This window comes from Streptomyces sp. MGP-BFMKR1 (assembly GCF_057766585.1).
In genome coordinates this window covers 8,189,172-8,206,092 of record NZ_CM173408.1, presented here as the reverse complement: position 1 = coordinate 8,206,092, position 16,921 = coordinate 8,189,172, and the positions used below count along the sequence as shown (strand labels likewise).

Here is a 16,921-nt window from a genome sequence, read left to right as displayed (position 1 = left end):
ACTAGGGGAGGTTTGTGAACGACAGGAGTAGGGCACACTGTGATCTTGCCCTCGTTCGCCCCTGGTAAGCGCGACAGATCGCTAAGGTACGGACAGAATGACCTGCAAGGCGCTTACGCACAACGGGGGTTGGCCATGGGACGGGACGCGGACGAGGCCACGGTGAAGGACTTGACAAACGAGGTGGCATCCGCCTCTTCGGCATCGGTCATATCGACCGCGCTGGTCCCCCGCGTCGTCTCCTGGGCCGAGGCCGTCCGCACCGACGCCGAGCCCGACGCGCTCTTCCCCGAGGAGGCCGCGCTGCTCGAACGCGCGGTACTCAAGCGGCGCCGCGAGTTCACCACGGTACGCGCCTGCGCGCGGCGCGCGATGGCCGGCCTCGACCTCCCGCCCACCCCGGTCCTGCCGGGCAAGCGCGGCGAGCCCAACTGGCCCGACGGCGTGGTGGGCAGCATGACCCACTGCGACGGGTACCGCGCCGCGGCCCTGGCGCCGAACACGGCGGCCCGCTCGATCGGCATCGACGCGGAACCGCACGCCCCGCTGCCCGACGGCGTGCTCGGCATCGTGTCGCTGGACGCCGAGCGGGAGCGCGGCCAGCGGATCGCCGACGGCGCCTGGGGGCCCGGCGGCCCGGTGCACTGGGACCGGCTCCTGTTCAGCGCCAAGGAGAGCGTCTTCAAGGCGTGGTACCCGCTGGCCCGGCGTGAACTCGACTTCTCCGACGCCGAGTTGACCTTCACCCCGGAGGCCGCGGTGGCCGGCGGCGCCGAGGGCCCCGCCCACCAGGGCACCTTCCGGGCCCGCCTGCTCCCGTCGGCGGACGTCCCCGACGGGTTCCCCCTCACCGGGTTCGACGGCCGCTGGGTGATCCACGACGGCTTCGTCGTCACGGCAATCGTGGTGCCGCCCGCGACGGTGCCGGCCGCCCGCTAGCGGCTCCCGGCGGGGCGGCCCCAGTCCACACGCCGTCCCGCCGCCGACAGACCCGCCCCTCCCCGCCCCGGTCGCGTCACCACCCGTGCCGCGCAGCCGGGGCTCTCGCATGCCGCGCGCCACCCGTACGCTCCGGGTGGCGCGCCGCGTATCAGGCCCCGCGCCGTACGCCGGGTGACGCGACGGAGGCGATGGGATGACGCATGGGTGGGCGTGCGGAGGGTGCGCCCGGCGTTCCCGCTCTCGACGCGCTTCAGTGCGCCGCCTTGGCGTGGTGCGTGGGAGCGCGCTCATGGGATAGAGACTGGGAGCCACAGACAGTGGAGGCGAGACAGCAGATGCGAGCGATTCTCGCTCGTAGGTTTGCAGGTGCTGCCAGAGGTCGCTTATTGTCCCGCACATGCAGTCCTACAGCATCGGTCAGGCCGCGCGGTTGCTCGGCGTCAGTGCCGACACCGTGCGCCGGTGGGCCGACGCGGGCCGCGTCGAGACGCACCGCGACGAGGGTGGGCGGCGCCTGATCGACGGCCGGCACCTCGCGGCGTTCTCCGTGGAGTTGGCGCAGGCCGCCGACGGCGAGGAGGACGTGCCGTACACCTCGGCCCGCAACGCCTTCGCGGGCATCGTCACCGCCGTCAAGCTCGGTGACGTCGCGGCCCAGGTGGAGATCCAGGCCGGGCCGCACCGGCTCGTCTCGCTGCTCACCCGGGAGGCCGTGGAGGAGCTGGGCCTTGAGGTGGGCGTGCGCGCCACCGCGCGGGTGAAGTCCACCAACGTGCACATCGACCGGATCTGACCCGCCGTACCGGCGCGGTCCGGTCCCGCGTCGGCCCCCGCCCAGGATCCCCAAGGAGCCGTCCATGTCCCTCGCCCGCCCGCGCCGCCGGGTCGCCGCCGCCGCGCTGTGCCTCGCCGCCCTGCTGACCGTGGCCGGGTGCGGCTCCGGCGACGACTCCGCCGGCGGCGGTGGGGAGGGCCGGACCCAGTTGACCGTGTTGGCCGCGGCCTCGCTCACCGACGTGTTCGCCAAGGTCGGCGACGCGTACGAGAAGGAGCACCCGGACGTGCGGGTGCGGTTCTCCTTCGCCGGCTCGCAGGACCTGGCCGCGCAGGTGCGGCAGGGCGCCCCGGCCGACGCGCTGGTCACCGCGGACCTGCCGACGATGCGCGGGCTACGGGGCGAGACCGGGCCGATGACGACCATCGCGAGGAACCGTCTGGTGATAGCGGTGGGCGAGGGCAACCCGCACCGCTTGCGCGGCCTGCGCGACCTCGCCGACGCGGACCTGAAGGTGGTCCTGGCGGCGCCCGAGGTGCCGGTGGGCCGCTACAGCCAGGCCGTCCTCGACGGGCAGCACGTGAGCGTCAAACCCGTGTCGCAGGAGCCGAGCGTGCGGGCCGTCCTCAGCAAGGTCACGCTCGGCGAGGCCGACGCGGGCATCGTCTACGTCACCGACGCGGCCACCGCCAAGGGCAGCGTCGACACCGTGACCATCCCCGACGCCCAGAACGCCATCGCCACCTACCCCGCCGCGCCCCTCACCTCCTCCCGACACGACGCGCAGGCCACCTCGTTCGTACGGTGGCTGACCTCCCCCACGGCGCAGAAGATGCTGCGTGCGGCGGGGTTCCAGCGCCCCTGAACCCTCCTGAACCCGTAAGGAACCGGCACGGATGAAACGCGGCGCGCGCAGCGGAGGCGGCGACCCCGAACGTCTTCCCCGGGCTGCAGCCGATCGGGGGCCGGAGCGGGCGAGGCCGGTTCGCGAGGGTCGGCGCCCGGCGCGCGGGCGGCGGGTCGCGCGGGCGGGCACGCCGCTGGCGCTCGCCCTGCCCGCCGCGCTGGCGGTCGCGTTCCTGCTGCTCCCGCTGGCCGGCATGGTGGCCCGCACCTCCTGGTCCGAGCTGGGAACGCACCTGGGCAGCGCGCCGGTCCGGGAGGCGCTGTGGCTGTCGCTGACCGTCTCGTTCTGGTCGCTGGGCATCTCCGTGGTGCTCGGCGTGCCGCTGGCCTGGGTGCTCGCCCGGGGCGCGGTGCCCGGCAAGACGCTGGTGCGCTCGCTGGTCCTGCTGCCGATGGTGTTGCCGCCCACGGTGGGCGGCGTGGCGCTGCTGCTGGGCTTCGGCCGCAAGGGGCTGCTGGGCGGGGTGTTGGAGGACTGGTTCGGCGTCACCCTGCCGTTCTCCACCGCGGGCGCGGTGGTCGCGGCGACGTTCGTGGCGATGCCGTTCCTGGTCATCAGCCTGGAGGGCACGCTCGCCGGGTTGGACCGCCGGTACGAGGAGACGGCCGCCTCGCTCGGTGCCGGTCAGTGGCGGGTCTTCCGTACCGTCACGCTGCCGCTGGTGGCGCCGGGGTTGCTCGCGGGCGCCGCGCTGACCTGGGCCAGGGCGCTGGGCGAGTTCGGGGCCACCATCACCTTCGCCGGCAACCTGCCGGGGGTCACCCAGACGTTGCCGCTCCAGGTCTATCTGCTGTTGCAGGCCGATCCGGCGGCGGCCACCTCGGTGTCCCTGCTGCTGCTCGGCATCGCGATGGCCGTGCTGATCGCGCTGCGCGGCCGGTGGGCCGGCGGCACCCGCGCGTCGGGTGGCGGCACCCGGCGCGAGGCCGCGCACGACGGCGGCGGGCCGCCCACACCGGGCGGCCCGTCCGGGCGCCCGGACGACGCCCCGCTCGACGCTCCGGCCCCGGGCGGAGGTACGGAGGAAGGCCCGGACGCGGAGGCGGGCCCGGATGGAGACGGCCCTGGTGGCGGCGCCGCCGGCGACGGCCGGGGCAGCGCTGACGCGCCCGGTGCCGGGCAGGGCGGCTGGTCGCTGCGGGCCGAACTCACCGGCTTCAACGAGTTGACCCTCGACGCGCCACCGGGCACCACCATCGCCGTCGTCGGGCCCAACGGCGCCGGCAAGACCACGCTGCTGCGCGCCCTGCTCGGGCTCACCGACCGGTCGCGGGCCACGCTGCGGCTGGGCGAGGCGGAGGTGGGCGACCTCCCGGCGCACCGCAGGGGGGTGGCGTGGGTGCCCCAGGACGGTGCGCTGTTTCCGCACCTGACGGCGGTGCGCAACACCGCGTACGGGCTGCGGGCGCGCGGCGTCGGCGCGACCGAGGCGCACCGCGTGGCGCGGGAGTGGCTGGAGCGGCTCGGGGTGGGGCACCTCGCAAAGCGCCGCCCCGGTCAGCTCTCCGGCGGGCAGGCGCAGCGCGTCGCGCTGGCCCGCGCGCTGGCGGTACGGCCACGTCTGCTGCTCCTCGACGAGCCGCTCGCGGCGCTCGACCAGACGACCCGCGCCCAGGTACGCCACGCGCTGCGCCGGCATCTGGCCGCCTTCGACGGCGTCTGTCTGATCGTCACGCACGACCCGGTGGAGGCGGTCTCGCTCGCCGACCGGGTGCTGGTGCTGGAAGGGGGGCGGGTCGTGCAGTACGCGACGCCGGCCGAGGTGACCCGCCACCCGAGGTCGCCCTGGGTGGCCCGCATGCTCGGTCGCAACGCCTGGCGGTGCACCGTCACCGCGGACGGCGGCCTCGCGCTGCCGGGCCCGGGGCGCCTGGTGGCCGCCGACCCGCCGCCCGCGCCGAGTGGCGGCGGCGAACACCCGGTCACGGGCGGGGAAGCGGCCGGTGCCGCGCCGGCGGCCGGGGCGGCGGAGAAGGTGGGCACGGAAGCCGTCGGGGAGGCCGGCGCGGCGCTGGCGATCTTCGAACCCGAGGCGGTCTCGCTGCACCGGGAGCGGCCGAGCGGGAGCCCGCGCAACGTGTGGCTGGGCCGGGTGCAGGAGATCACGGCCGTGGGCAGCCGGCTGCGGGTGGTCCTCGGCTCGGCGGAGGTGCCCGACCTGGTGGCCGAGATCACCCCCGCGGCGGCGGTGGAGCTCGGCCTCGCGGAGGGCAGCGCGGCGTGGGCCAGCGTCAAGGCCACGGAGGTCACCGTGGTGCGGCTCTAGGGACCGGGGTGGCGGGCCGCCGGGCGCGGCCCGCCCGCTGGGCGTGCGCACGGGTCTCGGGGCCGTCGGCGGGCGGCCGGACGAGGGTTGGCTAGAACGGGTTGACGTTGACGCAGCCGCTGTCCACGCCGTTGAGCGCCCCGCAGTGCGGGCAGCGTACGGCGGTGACGGCCTGGTAGCGGAGGCCGTCATACCACTCGTGCTCGCACCGGCCGCAGGCGACCTCCGCGATGAAGTTGTCGCCCTGGCCACGGGCCGCCAGGACGAGGCCCCGGAGCCCCGCGACGGCGACGACCGTGCCCGTGCAGTCGGCGGCCGACGCGTCCCGCTGCCACGGCCGCAGGGCCTCCAGGTACAGGCCCCCGGAGTCCCTGCCCCAGGTGCCGTCCGGGGTTCGTACGACGTAGCGCAACAGCCGCTCCTCGACCGGCGGGAGGTCCAGCAGGTACCGCTTGGCCAGCTCCGCGTCGCCGCCACGGAAGACGATGTGCCGCTCCGTGCCCCGCCGGGAGCGGTCGTCGTCCGGCTCCAGGCCGGCCGCGGCGGCCCGGGCCCTGGCCGCCCGCACCGCGGCCCGCGTCACGTGGCTCAGCCGTGGCCCGTTGCCCGAGCGCCGCCGGCGTGTCAACCAACCCATGTACCCCGCCTCAGCCCGTGGTTGCCCGCACCCTGGCGATGCTAGGCCGGCGCGGCCGGGAGGGGTCCCGGGCTGGCGGCGCGATCAGGCCAGGCCGCGCGGCCGTGGCCGGGGCGCGGGTCGGAGTTCCGGGGCGCGGGGGTCAGCAGGCGTCACGCCAGGGGTCGAGGTCCAGGCGCTTGCGCATCGAGCTGAGGCCGAGGTCCTTGGCGGTGCGGCAGAACTTGTCGGTCGGCAGCGTGTACTCGACGTGGAAGACGGCCTTGTTCGCCTTGATGAACGGCGTGAGCTTGGCGCACTCGCCGAACTCGGCGCACTCCTCGTTGACCGCGAACTCGAAGTCGTCCACCAGCTCGGGGATCTGGTCGAGGTCGTTCTTCAGACCTACGGCGAGGTCGCGCTCGTGGGCGAGCTTGGACAGCCCGCGGTTGTAGGCGAGTTGGTCGGCGGCGGTGAGGGGGAAGCCGGTGCGGTTGCGGTAGCCGTCCATCAGGTCCGGCTCGACGGCGTCGAAGCCCTTCTCCACGCACATGTCCATCCGCTTGGCCATCAGCGGCAGCAACGTGTCGCGCTGGCGGATGTCCAGCCAGCGCTCGCCCTCCCAGCCGTTGCCCTTGCCGCGTACGGCCTCGGGGAAGGCGTCGGCGTCCGGGCGCCAGTCCTCCCAGGCACCGGCGTTGATGTAGCAGATCACCTTGCGACCGTCGGCGTGCAGGCCGGCCACGGTCTTCGCGGAGTTGTCGAAGCCGTCGATGTCGTAGACGGGCACGTCGAAGCTGGTGTCCACGCGGCCGTTGAGCTGCCACTGCCAGCCGGTGCCGGGACGCGGTTGCCACTTCACGGCGGCCCGCTCCCCCGGCTCGCGCGGGGCCTGCTCGCCGGACCTGGTCGGCGACGGCCTGGCCGCCTGGTCGTCGTTCGTGTCACCGTTCGAGCATCCGACCAGCACCAGCAGTGCCGCGCCGGTCCATGCCGCGAGCGAGGTTCGCGCCGTCACCCGTCGTCTCCCATGCCGTTGTCTCCACCAGACGGGGGACACCGCCACGGGTCGCTCCCCTCCCCCGGCACCGCACAGTGCGGCGCCGCTCCGCGATCATACGATGTACGGGCCACCTTTTTTCGCTCGTTATCGGGCACCGCGTACACCAGGTGGCAAAACCGCCGCGGCGCGTGCCCGGCCGTCCACGGGGGACCCGGGCCCGCTGGTAGCTGACCCAGTCGCCCTCTGGTCGTGGAAGACCCCGCCCACGCCGGACCAGCGGCGGTGGCGGTGGACGGCGGAGAGTACGGCCCGTGGCGACCGGCGCCCGTACGCGGTGTCCACGTAGCCGAGCAGGCGTACGCCCGCTGCGCGCGGGCCCTGCACCACGGCGTAGAGCTGCCGCGCGCGCCCGTGGAGCACCCGCCAGGCCGCCGGGTCCACAGCGGGGTGGACGTACAGCGGCACGAGCGGGCGCCCCGAGGGTGGGAGCGCGGGGTTCAGCGCGGTGCGTCGACGGGCTGGCCGGTGGCGGCGGCCCACAGGTCGGCGAGCGACTGGTCGAAGGTGTGGCGGGGCTCCCAGCCCAGCGCCGCGGTGGTCGTGGTGATGTCGGCCCAGGCACGGGAGGCGGCCGACGAGCGGCCCGAGCCGGCGCCGCTCTCGTCGATGTGCCCACGGAAGTCGGCCAGCCGCGCGAGCCCGGTGGCGACGGCCCGCACGGGGTGGGCGGTGCCGCTGCCGAGGTTGAGGACGGGCGGCAGTGACGCGGGGGCGGTGGTGGCACGGCCGATGGCCCGGGCCACGTCGCGGACGTCGATGAAGTCGCGGTACGCGGAGAGGGCGCCCACCCGGATCGTGCCCTCGCGGTCGGCGTCACGCAGCAGGGCGGCGAGCCGCCCCGGTAGGCCGCTGGTGGGCGAGCCGGGGCCGATCGGGTTGAAGACCCGCAGCACCACCGCGTCGAGCCCGGATGAGGTGACGGCGAGCGTGCCGGCGAGCTTGGTGGCCCCGTAGACGCCGAACGGGTAGGTGGGGCTGGACTCGGTGAGGGCGAGGTCGCCACTGGAGGTGCCGTACTCGGCGGCGGAGCCGAGGTGGACGAGGCGGGCGCCGGGGGCGGCGTCGGCGAGCGCCGCGCACAGGGCGGCCGGCCCGCGGGCGTTGGTGCCGGCCAGGGCGAGCGAACCGCCGCCGACCGCGCCCGCGCAGTTGACCACGGCGTCCACGCGCAGCGCGGCCAGGGTGTCGGTGAGGTGGTCCACGCCGATGGTGGCGAGGTCGACGTGGGCGTCGGCTGCGGGCGAGCGACCGCCGGTGAGCACCCGCGCGCCGGGCAGGGCGCGCAGGTGCCGGACGGTGTGCTCGCCGAGGAAACCGCTGGCTCCCAGGACGAGGATGCGCATCGGGTCGGTCACGCTCCCTTGATGAGGACGCCGTGGCGTTGGGTGAACTCGGCGTTGGCGCGGTCGTAGGCGTCGGGTCGGCCGATGTCGAGCCAGTAGCCGTCGAAATCGTAGGCGTGTGGTGGGGTCTCGGCCTTCAGCAGGTCGAGGACGAGTCCGTCGAAGCCGAGCGGCAGGCCCGGTGTGTAGGGGTCGAGGGTGTCGCGGGAGACACCGTAGACGCCCATGGAGACCCGGCAGTCGACGCGGGGCTTCTCGGTGAAGCCCACCACCACCCGACCCGGTGGTCAGCACGCCGAAGTCGATGTTGCCCCGGCGCGCGTAGGCGGCGATGGCCAGCGGGGCGCCGCCGGTCGCGTGGGTGCGCGGCACGTCGCCGAATTCGAGGTCGAGGTCGAGGTCGAGGTCGAGGTCGGTGAGGATGTCGCCGTTCATCACCAGGAAGTGTTCGGGCAGTTGATCGAGCATGCTCAGCAGCGGGCCCATGGTGCCCAGCGGGCTGTCCTCGCCGCTGTCGCCGACGCGCGGGCCCCACTGGGAGCCGTTGCCGACGCAGGCGCGGATGATGTGCCCGACGTGGCCTATGGCCGGCGTGCGGCTCGTGAGGCCGGCGGCGGCGAGTTGGCGCAGCACGGGCGGGCCAACGCGGGGTGGGGGCGGCCCCGTCGGGGCCACGGGCTGGTCAGACGTGTAGCGGTCGGTCTTGTAACGGGCCGGGTTGGCCGGGTCGCGGAAGAAGTCGATGGTGTGGCCCAGGCCGTCCTCCAGGGCGTGGGCGGGGGTCCAGCCGGTGGCGGCGCGCAGCCGGGAGGCGTCGCAGACCAGCCGCATGACCTCGGAGTCGGCGGCCTGATGTGCTGGGCGTCCTCGCGGATCCCCAGGGTGGTGTCCGTCAACGTGCCGATGGGCCCGGCGAGTTGGCCGACCGAGATCTCGCCGACGGTGCCCGCGCTGAAGGTGTGCCCGACGACCCGCTCGGCGGGGGCGGTGCCGACGGCGGCGAGTTGGACGGAGGTGGACGTCCAGGCGTGCGGGGCGAGCGGTACGGTCTCCACGCCGGCGGCGGCTGGCGTGGCCAGCGCCGGAGTTCACGCGGTGCCGCACGCCTGGAGCGGCAGGCCCAGCCCCATCGCGGCGCCGAGGGCGACCACGACCGACGCTCTCCGCGCGTACCGAAACGCGGCGCCGCGCGGGGGCCGTCCGACACGGCCATCTGAGTTCCCCGGGATGACCTGCGGCACCCGTGGTCGAGACCCATGGGTGCCCTCGCCGGCCCGTGGCGCGCGCCGTCCCACGGCCGCCCGACGACGGGCCGGAGAGCGCACCGTAGCGGAGGAGAGAGGGCCGCTCGCCTCCGGCCTCCCCTGTGCACGGAGATCGCGCCACGGAGGTCACGTCCGGGCCAGGAGCCGCGGCGGAACCCACGATCGGCCTACCGCGGTGATAGGTCGCGGACCTGCGGGGAACCCGTGGCGCATGGACCAAAGCCAAGCGCCGATCCTTCAGGCCCTCAGCCGCTACCAGTCCGACGGGCACCTCTCGTACACGCCCCCTGGCCACAAACAGGCGCGGGGCGCCGATCCGCGGGTGCGGGCCGTGCTGGGGGACGCGGCCTTCGCCGCGGACGTGCTGGCCATCGGCGGCCTCGACGACCACCAGGAGTCGCGGCAGGTGCTGGTGCAGGCCGAGGAGTTGATGGCCGAGGCGGTGCACGCGCGGCTCACGTTCTTCTCCACCTGCGGCAGCTCGCTGTCCGTCAAGGCGGCCATGTTGTCGGTGGCCGGCCCCCAGCAGAAGCTGCTGGTCGGCCGGGACGCGCACAAGTCCGTCGTCGCGGGGTTGATCCTCTCCGGGGTGAACCCGGTGTGGGTGGAGCCGCAGTGGGACGCGGAACGCCGGCTGGCGCACCCGCCGTCCCCGGAGGCGTTCGAGGCCGCGTTCGCCGCCCATCCCGAGGCCCGAGGCGCGCTGGTCACCAGCCCCACCCCGTACGGCGCGTGCGCGGACCTGGCCGGCATCGCCGAGGTGTGCCACCGGCGCGGCCGGCCGCTGATCGTGGACGAGGCGTGGGGCGCTCACCTGCCCTTCCACCCCGACCTGCCGACCTGGGCGATGGACGCCGGCGCGGACGTGTGCGTGACCAGCATCCACAAGATGGGCAGTGGTCTGGAACAGGGCTCGGTCTTCCACCTCGGCGGAGACCTGATCGACCCCGCGGTGCTCGCCTCCCGGGCCGATCTGCTGGGCACCACCAGCCCGTCCGTGCTGATCTACGCGGGCCTGGACGGCTGGCGCCGGCAGATGGTCGAACACGGCAAGCAGCTCATCGGCGACGCGCTCGACCTGGCCCAGGAGGTGCGGGCCGAGATCGAGACGCTGCCCGGGCTGCACGTGGCCGACCGCGCCGACTTCGTCGGGCCCGGGCGTGCCGCGGACCTCGACCCGCTGCCGGTGGTGATCGACCTCGCGGAGACGGGCACCACCGGCTACCGGGCGGCGCGGTGGTTGCGGGAGCACCACCGGATCGACGTGCACCTCGTGGACCACCGACGGATCAGCACGCAGCTCACCCACGCCGACTCGGCCGCGACGACCCGGCCGCTGTTGGCTGCGCTGCGCGACCTGGTGGCGCACGCGGCAGAGCTGCGGGACGCGCCACGGGTGGCCGTGCCCACGCCGCGGGAGTTGCGGCTGGAGCAGGTGTGCCTGCCGCGCGACGCGTACTTCGGCACGACCGAGGACGTGCCGCCGTCCGCGGCGGCCGGGCGGATCGCGGCGGAGATGCTCACGCCCTACCCGCCGGGCATCCCGGCCGCGCTGCCGGGCGAGCGGCTCACCGAGCCGGTGCTGCGCTACCTGCACACCGGCGTGGAGGCGGGGATGCGCGTCCCGGACGCCGCGGACGAGCGGCTGCGCACGGTGCGGGTGCTGGTGCGCGCGGCCCAGGCGGACTGAGCCGGCGGCCCGGGCGCACCGCGCGCGCCCGGGCGGCTCACCCGTTCGGCGGGCCGTACCAGACGGTCGTGACGTTGCAGAACTCGCGGATGCCGTGGCCGGCCAGCTCGCGCCCGTAGCCGGAGCGCTTGACGCCGCCGAAGGGCAGCGCCGGATGGGAGGCGGTCATGCCGTTGAAGAAGACGCCGCCGGCGGCCAGATCGCGGATGAGCCGCTCCTGCTCGGCCTCGTTGCGCGTCCACGCGTTGGAGCTGAGCCCGAAGGAGGTGTCGTTGGCGAGGGCGACCGCCTCGTCCAGGTCGGCCACCCGGTACAGCGAGGCGACCGGCCCGAACGCCTCCTCCCGGTGGATGCGCATGTCGGTGCTGAGGTGCGTGAGCACGGTCGGCTCGTAGAACCAGCCGGCCGGCTGGTCCGGCGGGCGGCGGGCGCCGCACAGGGCGTTCGCCCCGTGCCGCAGCGCGTCGTCGACCAGCTCCTCCAGGTCGGCGCGGCCCGCCTCGCTGGACAGCGGGCCGACGTCGGTGGCCTCGTCCGTCGGGTCCCCGACGCGCAGCGCCCGCATGCCCGCCACGAACGCCTCGGTGAACGCGTCGTAGACCCGCTCGTGCACGATGAAGCGCTTGGCGGCGATGCACGACTGGCCCGCGTTCTGGGTCCGCGCGGTGACGGCCGTGCGTGCCGCGCGCTCCACGTCGGCCGACGGCAGCACCAGGTACGGGTCGCTGCCGCCCAGCTCCAGGACGGTCTTCTTGATCTCGTCGCCGGCGATGGCGGCCACCGACCGCCCGGCGGGCTCGCTGCCGGTCAGGGTCGCCGCCGCCACCCGCGGGTCGCGCAGGATGCCCTCGATGGCGCCCGAGCCCACCAGGAGCGTCTGGAAGACGCCCGCGGGGAACCCCGCCCTGCGGAACAGCTCCTCCAGGTACAGCGCGGTCTGCGGGACGTTCGACGCGTGCTTGAGCAGGCCCACGTTGCCGGCCATCAGGGCCGGCGCGGCGAACCGCACGACCTGCCAGATCGGGAAGTTCCACGGCATGACGGCGAGCACCGGGCCGATCGGCCGGTAGCGCACGAAGGCGCGGACCGCGCCGGAGTCCGCGACGTCGTCGGGCGCGGGTTGCTCGTCGGCGAGCAGGTGCTCGGCGTGCCGGGCGTACCAGCGCATCGCCTTCACGCACTTGGCGGCCTCGGCCCGGGCGGCGCCCAGCGGCTTGCCCATCTCGGTGGTGACGGTGCGCGCGATCGTCTCCTGGTCGGCTTCCAGCAGGTCGGCGGCCCGGTTCAGCAGTTCGGCGCGGTGGGCGAAGCTCGTCGTGCGGTAGTCGGCGAAGGCCGCCTCGGCCCGGTCGAGCCGCTCCCGCACCGCTTCCTCGCTCAGTGCGTCGAAGGTCATCAGGGTCTCGCCGGTCGCCGGGTTCACGGTGGCGATGGGCATGCGGTGCCTCCTTGGCTCGCGGTGCGCGGGGCCACGCCGTCTCCCCGCGCCGCGCCACGCGAGCACCCGGCGCGGCGCGCGGGCCGTGGCCCCGTCGTTCGACCATGCAGGCCCTGCGGGTACCCCGCAAACGCGTCCCTCAGCCCCGCCTCCCCCGCCCCGGGGAAACCTCCCGCGACCAGCCGGCACCCGCCAGGCCCGGCGGGCGGTTCCGGCGCGCGGCCCGTCACCGACCGTACCCGCCGGAGCGCCCTCCGCCGCTGGTCAGGGGCCCACCGATCGGGTGCCGGCGACCGTCGCCGGCGGGGGCCTGGCTCGCGCGGTCGGCATACCGGAGCCAGGCTGGGTAGGCGGAGACCGTCGACGTCCCCGGACCAGAAAGGCCCGCTGCATGGCCACAGCCCCTCCCCAACCGTTGTCCGATCACGATCTCGCCACGGTGGACCGGTACTGGCGGGCCGCCAACTACCTGGCCGTCGGCCAGATCTACCTGCTGGCCAACCCGCTCCTCACCGAGCCGCTGAGCCCGGACCACATCAAGCCACGACTGCTCGGCCACTGGGGTACGAGCCCGGGGCTCAACCTCGTCTACGCGCATCTGAACCGCGTCATCTCCGCCCGGGACCTGAACGCCATCCACATCACGGGCCCCGGGCACGGCGGCCCGGCCACGGTGGCCTGCTGCTGGCTGGACGGCAGCTACTCGGAGGTCTACCGGGACGTGCCGCGTGACGGGGCGGGCATGGCGCGCCTGTTCCGGCAGTTCTCCTTCCCCGGCGGGGTGCCCAGCCACGTGGCGCCCGAGACGCCCGGCTCGATCCACGAGGGTGGCGAACTCGGCTACTCGCTCAGCCACGCCTACGGCGCCGCGTTCGACAACCCGGACCTGCTGGTCGCGGCCATCGTCGGCGACGGCGAGGCCGAGACCGGCCCGCTGGCCACCGGCTGGCACGGCAACAAGTTCCTCGACCCGGTGCACGACGGCGCGGTGCTGCCCATCCTGCACCTCAACGGCTACAAGATCGCCAACCCGACGGTGCTGGCCCGAATGCCACAGCGGGAACTCGACGACCTCCTGCGCGGCTACGGGCACGACCCGCTCTACGTCAGCGGCGACGAGCCACGGGACGTGCACCAGCAGCTCGCCGCCGCGCTGGACACCGCCCTGGACCGCATCGCCGCCTACCAACAGGAGGCCAGGTCGCGCGGCTCGGCCGCCGCCACCCGGCCCCGCTGGCCGATGATCGTGCTGCGCACGCCCAAGGGTTGGACGGGCCCGAAGGAGGTGGACGGGCAGCCGGTCGAGAACACCTGGCGCTCCCACCAGGTCCCGCTGTCCGGGCTGCGCGAGAACCCGGACCACCTGGAGCAGTTGGCCGCGTGGCTGCGCTCGTACCGCCCCGAGGAGCTCTTCGACGAGCACGGCCGGCCGCGCCCCGATGTGCTGGGCCATGTGCCGAGCGGCGACCGGCGCCTGGGCTCCAACCCGCACGCCAACGGCGGCCGGCTGCTGCGCTCGCTGCCGCTGCCCGACATCCGCCGCTACGCCGTCGAGGTCATCAAGCCCGGCGCCACGCTCCACGAGCCGACCCGGGTCCTCGGCGCGCTGCTGCGGGACGTGCTGCGGGCCACCGACGAGCGGCGTGACTTCCGCGTCTTCGGGCCGGACGAGACGGCCTCCAACCGGCTCCAGGACGTGTACGAGGCCAGCGGGAAGGGGTGGCAGGAGGAGATCCTGCCGGTGGACGAGGACCTGGCCCGCGACGGGCGGGTCCTGGAGATGCTCTCGGAGCACAACTGCCAGGGTTGGCTGGAGGGGTACCTGCTGACCGGGCGGCACGGTCTCTTCTCGTCGTACGAGGCGTTCATCCACATCGTCACCTCGATGGCCAACCAGCACGCCAAGTGGCTGAAGGTGTCGCGCGAGCTGCCCTGGCGGATGCCGATCGCCTCCCTCAACTACCTGCTGACCTCGCACGTGTGGCGGCAGGACCACAACGGCTTCTCGCACCAGGACCCGGGCTTCATCGACCACATGGTCAACAAGGACCCGCACACCATCCGGGTCTACCTGCCGCCGGACACCAACTCGCTGCTGGCGGTGGCCCAGCAGACGCTGGACACCCGGGACCGGATCAACATCGTCGCGGCCGGCAAGCAACCCTCGTTCGACTGGCTGCCCGTCGAGGACGCCATCCACCACGTCCACCGGGGCGTCAGCGTGTGGGACTGGGCGGGCACCGACACCGGACGGGAGCCGGACGTCGTGCTGGCCGCGGCCGGCGACGTGCCGACCATGGAGGTGATGGCCGCGGCGTCGCTGCTGCGGGCGTTCCTGCCCAAGCTGGCGGTGCGGGTGGTCAACGTCGTGGACCTGATGCGGCTGCTGCCGCCGCGCGACCACCCGAGCGGGCTGCCGGACAGCGCCTACGAGGCCGTGTTCACCACCGACAAGCCGGTGATCTTCGCTTACCACGGCTATCCGTGGCTGATCCACCGCATGACCTACCGCCGCGCCGGTCACGACAACCTCCACGTCCGCGGCTACAAGGAGGAGGGCACCACGACCACCCCGTTCGACATGGTCGTCCGCAACGACATGGACCGCTACCGGCTGGTCATGGACGTCATCGACCGCGTCCCGGGCCTGGCGCTGACGGCCATCGCGGTGCGCCAGCGCATGAACGACAAACGCACCGAACACCACGCGTACATCAGAGAGTACGGAGAGGATCTGCCCGAGGTGAGGAACTGGTCGTGGACGTGAACCAGGAAGCATCCGCCCAGGAACCCGGCGACGCCGAGCACGGCCCCGGGCCACACCGAATACCGGGAGGTAGTGGGCGGCAGGAGAGTCAGGACGAGCGCGCGGACCGGCGGTGGGTCGAACTCCTGCAGGAGGTGCGCGTCGCGCAGACGGGCGTGCAGATCCTGCTGGCGTTCCTGCTCACGGTCGCCTTCACGCCGCGCTTCCCCGACCTGTCGGACACCAACCGCAACATCTACGTGGTCACCGTGCTGCTCGGCGCCGCGACCACCGGCGCGTTGATCGCCCCGGTCTCCATCCACCGCTTCGTCACCGGCTGGGGCGTCAAGCCACAGACCGTGATCTGGGCCTCTCGCTTCACGCTGATCGGCCTGATCCTGCTGTTGTGCACGATCGGTTCGGCGCTCCTGCTCATCCTGCGCGTGGTGGTCACCGACACCATGGCGGGTTGGTTGGTGGGCGCCGTGCTGGTCTGGTTCACGTGCTGCTGGTTCCTGCCGGCGTACTGGATGCGCCGCAACGGGCGCAACCCGGACCGGGCGAAGGAGCGCCGTTAGCTCGACGGGCCGTCCGGCGCGGGGCTTTCGGCCGCCTCGGGCCGCTGGTCGGCGGGGCGCGCCTCGGCCGGGACCTCCAGCACGCAGAACTCGTTGCCCTGCGGGTCCTGGAGAACCGTCGTCAGCCAGCCGTTGTCGTCGAAGGGGCCGCGCACCGTCCGCGCACCGAGCGCGCGCAGCCGGGCCAGTTCGGGTTCCATCCGGGGCACCCGCAGGTCCATGTGCATCCGGTTCTTGCCGCGCTTGGGCTCGGACACCCGCTGCAACAGCACCTCGGGGCCGACGCCGCCCGGGTCGCCGAGCACGACGTAGGGCGGGTTGCCGCGGACGACGCGGTAGCCGAGCGCCCGCGCCCAGAAGGGGGCCAGCGCGTCCGGGTCCGAGCAGTCGAGCACGAGCGCGAGGATCATCGAGCACCTCTACGGGGCGTGGGGCGGGCGGGCGGAGAGCGGGGAGGCTCGCCCGTCCCACGATGCCAAAGATCGCGCCGCACCGCTCGCCTTCCCCGGAAGGCGAGCGGTGCCCGTTCCACCGTGCCGTGCCCTGACCGCGCGGCGCGTGCGCACCAGCCGCGCCGCGCGGCGTGTGGGGAAGTGGTGCAGGGGCAGCGGACAGCACCAACGGTGGGTCACGTGCTCAGGTGTTCAGGTGCCCGGCGAAGGGTGGCGGCTCAGCGACCGCTTCGCTGGTTGACGTTGAGCAGGAAGTCGAACTTCGCGAGCTTCCCGCCGCCACCGTTGGAGATGTTCATCAACAGCGCCGGGTGGAAGATCGGGTCGCTGTTGTTGCCCGGCTCACCCGGGAAGTAGAGCTGGGTGGTGAGGATGGGCCGGTTCGGGGCCTGCACCTTGACGTGGATGTGCCGGGTGCGGCCCGGGTAGAGGCCGGGGACGATGGTCTCCAGCTTGAAGGCGCCCTGGGCGTCGGTGTACTGGTGACCGCGCAGCCGGAAGCCGCGGTTGTCGTACGCGCCGCGCACGTCCGCCTGCCAGAAGTCGAGCAGCGCGTTGGCTATGGGCCGGCACGCGAGGCCGAACACGTAGCCGGTCAGCGTCAGCTTGGTGCCCTGCATCCCCGGCTCGAGCAACGAGGTGCGCCGGGGCGAGTTGGGCTTGAAGTACGGGCCCTCCATCTGCGGCGGCGTCGGGTCGTCGTTGTCGTCGCAGTACGGGGTGGGCGCGAGCGGCTGCCCCGAGGGCGTCCGGTCGTCCTTGGCCCAGGAGACGCCGCCGAGCACGATCGGCAGGGGGGCCGCCGCGAGCGCCGCCTTGAGCAGCGTCTTGCGGGTCATG

At 74.0% G+C, this 16,921-nt stretch carries 12 protein-coding genes and 2 pseudogenes; 7 read left to right on the top strand and 7 right to left on the bottom strand.

From position 1 onward, the window contains the following. Positions 1-210 precede the first annotated feature (210 nt). The 4 genes from AC3CHW_RS32735 to AC3CHW_RS32720 all read left to right on the top strand — a co-directional run bounded on the left by AC3CHW_RS32735 (position 211) and on the right by AC3CHW_RS32720 (position 4,890). Positions 211-939, top strand: a complete 729-nt coding sequence (locus AC3CHW_RS32735; RefSeq protein WP_488471251.1) for a 4'-phosphopantetheinyl transferase family protein — start codon at positions 211-213, stop codon at positions 937-939. Positions 940-1,339: 400 nt separating this feature from the next. Beyond that, a complete protein-coding gene (locus AC3CHW_RS32730; protein WP_176160163.1) occupies positions 1,340-1,735 on the top strand; it encodes a TOBE domain-containing protein in 396 nt (131 codons plus the stop codon). Positions 1,736-1,799: 64 nt separating this feature from the next. Beyond that, positions 1,800-2,582, top strand: a complete 783-nt coding sequence (gene modA, locus AC3CHW_RS32725) for a molybdate ABC transporter substrate-binding protein (RefSeq protein WP_488468884.1) — start codon at positions 1,800-1,802, stop codon at positions 2,580-2,582. Between the two features lie 31 nt (positions 2,583-2,613). Next, positions 2,614-4,890 carry an ABC transporter permease gene (locus AC3CHW_RS32720; RefSeq protein ID WP_488468883.1) on the top strand — a complete coding sequence of 759 codons (2,277 nt, stop codon included), beginning with the start codon at positions 2,614-2,616 and terminating at the stop codon, positions 4,888-4,890. Between the two features lie 91 nt (positions 4,891-4,981). Here the strand turns inward: AC3CHW_RS32720 and AC3CHW_RS32715 are convergent, their stop codons facing one another. From AC3CHW_RS32715 to AC3CHW_RS32700, 4 genes and pseudogenes are all read right to left on the bottom strand, one after another. After that, positions 4,982-5,527, bottom strand: coding sequence for a hypothetical protein (locus tag AC3CHW_RS32715; RefSeq protein ID WP_398609579.1), 546 nt, complete (start codon positions 5,525-5,527; stop codon positions 4,982-4,984). 142 nt (positions 5,528-5,669) lie between these two features. Next, the gene (locus tag AC3CHW_RS32710) at positions 5,670-6,368 is read right to left on the bottom strand and encodes an endo alpha-1,4 polygalactosaminidase (RefSeq protein WP_488471250.1); all 699 of its coding nucleotides are present in this window, start codon (positions 6,366-6,368) and stop codon (positions 5,670-5,672) included. A gap of 638 nt (positions 6,369-7,006) precedes the next feature. After that, on the bottom strand, positions 7,007-7,912 hold the full coding sequence (locus tag AC3CHW_RS32705; RefSeq protein WP_488471249.1) for an NAD-dependent epimerase/dehydratase family protein: 906 nt from the start codon (positions 7,910-7,912) through the stop codon (positions 7,007-7,009). An 8-nt stretch (positions 7,913-7,920) separates the two neighbouring features. Further along, positions 7,921-8,598 (bottom strand): annotated as a pseudogene (locus AC3CHW_RS32700) (nucleotidyltransferase family protein). Between the two features lie 790 nt (positions 8,599-9,388). On the opposite strand from AC3CHW_RS32700, the gene AC3CHW_RS32695 reads away from it, so the two are divergent. Next, positions 9,389-10,867, top strand: coding sequence for an aminotransferase class I/II-fold pyridoxal phosphate-dependent enzyme (locus AC3CHW_RS32695; protein WP_488468882.1), 1,479 nt, complete (start codon positions 9,389-9,391; stop codon positions 10,865-10,867). Between the two features lie 37 nt (positions 10,868-10,904). Here the strand turns inward: AC3CHW_RS32695 and AC3CHW_RS32690 are convergent, their stop codons facing one another. Beyond that, positions 10,905-12,305 (bottom strand): NADP-dependent succinic semialdehyde dehydrogenase, encoded by a 1,401-nt coding sequence (locus AC3CHW_RS32690; protein ID WP_488468881.1) that lies wholly within the window; start codon positions 12,303-12,305, stop codon positions 10,905-10,907. 391 nt (positions 12,306-12,696) lie between these two features. Here AC3CHW_RS32690 and AC3CHW_RS32685 point away from each other — a divergent pair, with 391 nt between their 5' ends. Together AC3CHW_RS32685 and AC3CHW_RS32680 are read left to right on the top strand one after the other, a co-directional pair. Then, entirely contained in the window at positions 12,697-15,072 is a 2,376-nt protein-coding gene (locus AC3CHW_RS32685; protein ID WP_488468880.1) for a phosphoketolase family protein, read from the top strand. A 59-nt stretch (positions 15,073-15,131) separates the two neighbouring features. Beyond that, the gene (locus AC3CHW_RS32680; RefSeq protein ID WP_398609612.1) at positions 15,132-15,629 is read left to right on the top strand and encodes a DUF6328 family protein; all 498 of its coding nucleotides are present in this window, start codon (positions 15,132-15,134) and stop codon (positions 15,627-15,629) included. Here AC3CHW_RS32680 and AC3CHW_RS32675 read toward each other — a convergent pair. Both AC3CHW_RS32675 and AC3CHW_RS32670 read right to left on the bottom strand, forming a co-directional pair. Then, positions 15,626-16,039 (bottom strand): VOC family protein, encoded by a 414-nt coding sequence (locus AC3CHW_RS32675; protein WP_488468879.1) that lies wholly within the window; start codon positions 16,037-16,039, stop codon positions 15,626-15,628. The genes AC3CHW_RS32680 and AC3CHW_RS32675 overlap by 4 nt on opposite strands. A 266-nt stretch (positions 16,040-16,305) precedes the next feature. Next, a pseudogene (locus AC3CHW_RS32670) lies at positions 16,306-16,920 on the bottom strand (dioxygenase family protein); the annotation flags it as partial. Position 16,921: the final 1 nt, after the last annotated feature.

Bases quoted from the DNA above. Each gene is read 5' to 3' on its own strand.
- AC3CHW_RS32730 (WP_176160163.1), top strand. From the start codon at position 1,340: ATGCAGTCCTACAGCATCGGTCAGGCCGCGCGGTTGCTCGGCGTCAGT.
- modA (WP_488468884.1), top strand. From the start codon at position 1,800: ATGTCCCTCGCCCGCCCGCGCCGCCGGGTCGCCGCCGCCGCGCTGTGC.
- AC3CHW_RS32720 (WP_488468883.1), top strand. From the start codon at position 2,614: ATGAAACGCGGCGCGCGCAGCGGAGGCGGCGACCCCGAACGTCTTCCC.
- AC3CHW_RS32715 (WP_398609579.1), bottom strand. From the start codon at position 5,527: ATGGGTTGGTTGACACGCCGGCGGCGCTCGGGCAACGGGCCACGGCTG.
- AC3CHW_RS32705 (WP_488471249.1), bottom strand. From the start codon at position 7,912: ATGCGCATCCTCGTCCTGGGAGCCAGCGGTTTCCTCGGCGAGCACACC.
- AC3CHW_RS32695 (WP_488468882.1), top strand. From the start codon at position 9,389: ATGGACCAAAGCCAAGCGCCGATCCTTCAGGCCCTCAGCCGCTACCAG.
- AC3CHW_RS32690 (WP_488468881.1), bottom strand. From the start codon at position 12,305: ATGCCCATCGCCACCGTGAACCCGGCGACCGGCGAGACCCTGATGACC.
- AC3CHW_RS32685 (WP_488468880.1), top strand. From the start codon at position 12,697: ATGGCCACAGCCCCTCCCCAACCGTTGTCCGATCACGATCTCGCCACG.
- AC3CHW_RS32675 (WP_488468879.1), bottom strand. From the start codon at position 16,039: ATGATCCTCGCGCTCGTGCTCGACTGCTCGGACCCGGACGCGCTGGCC.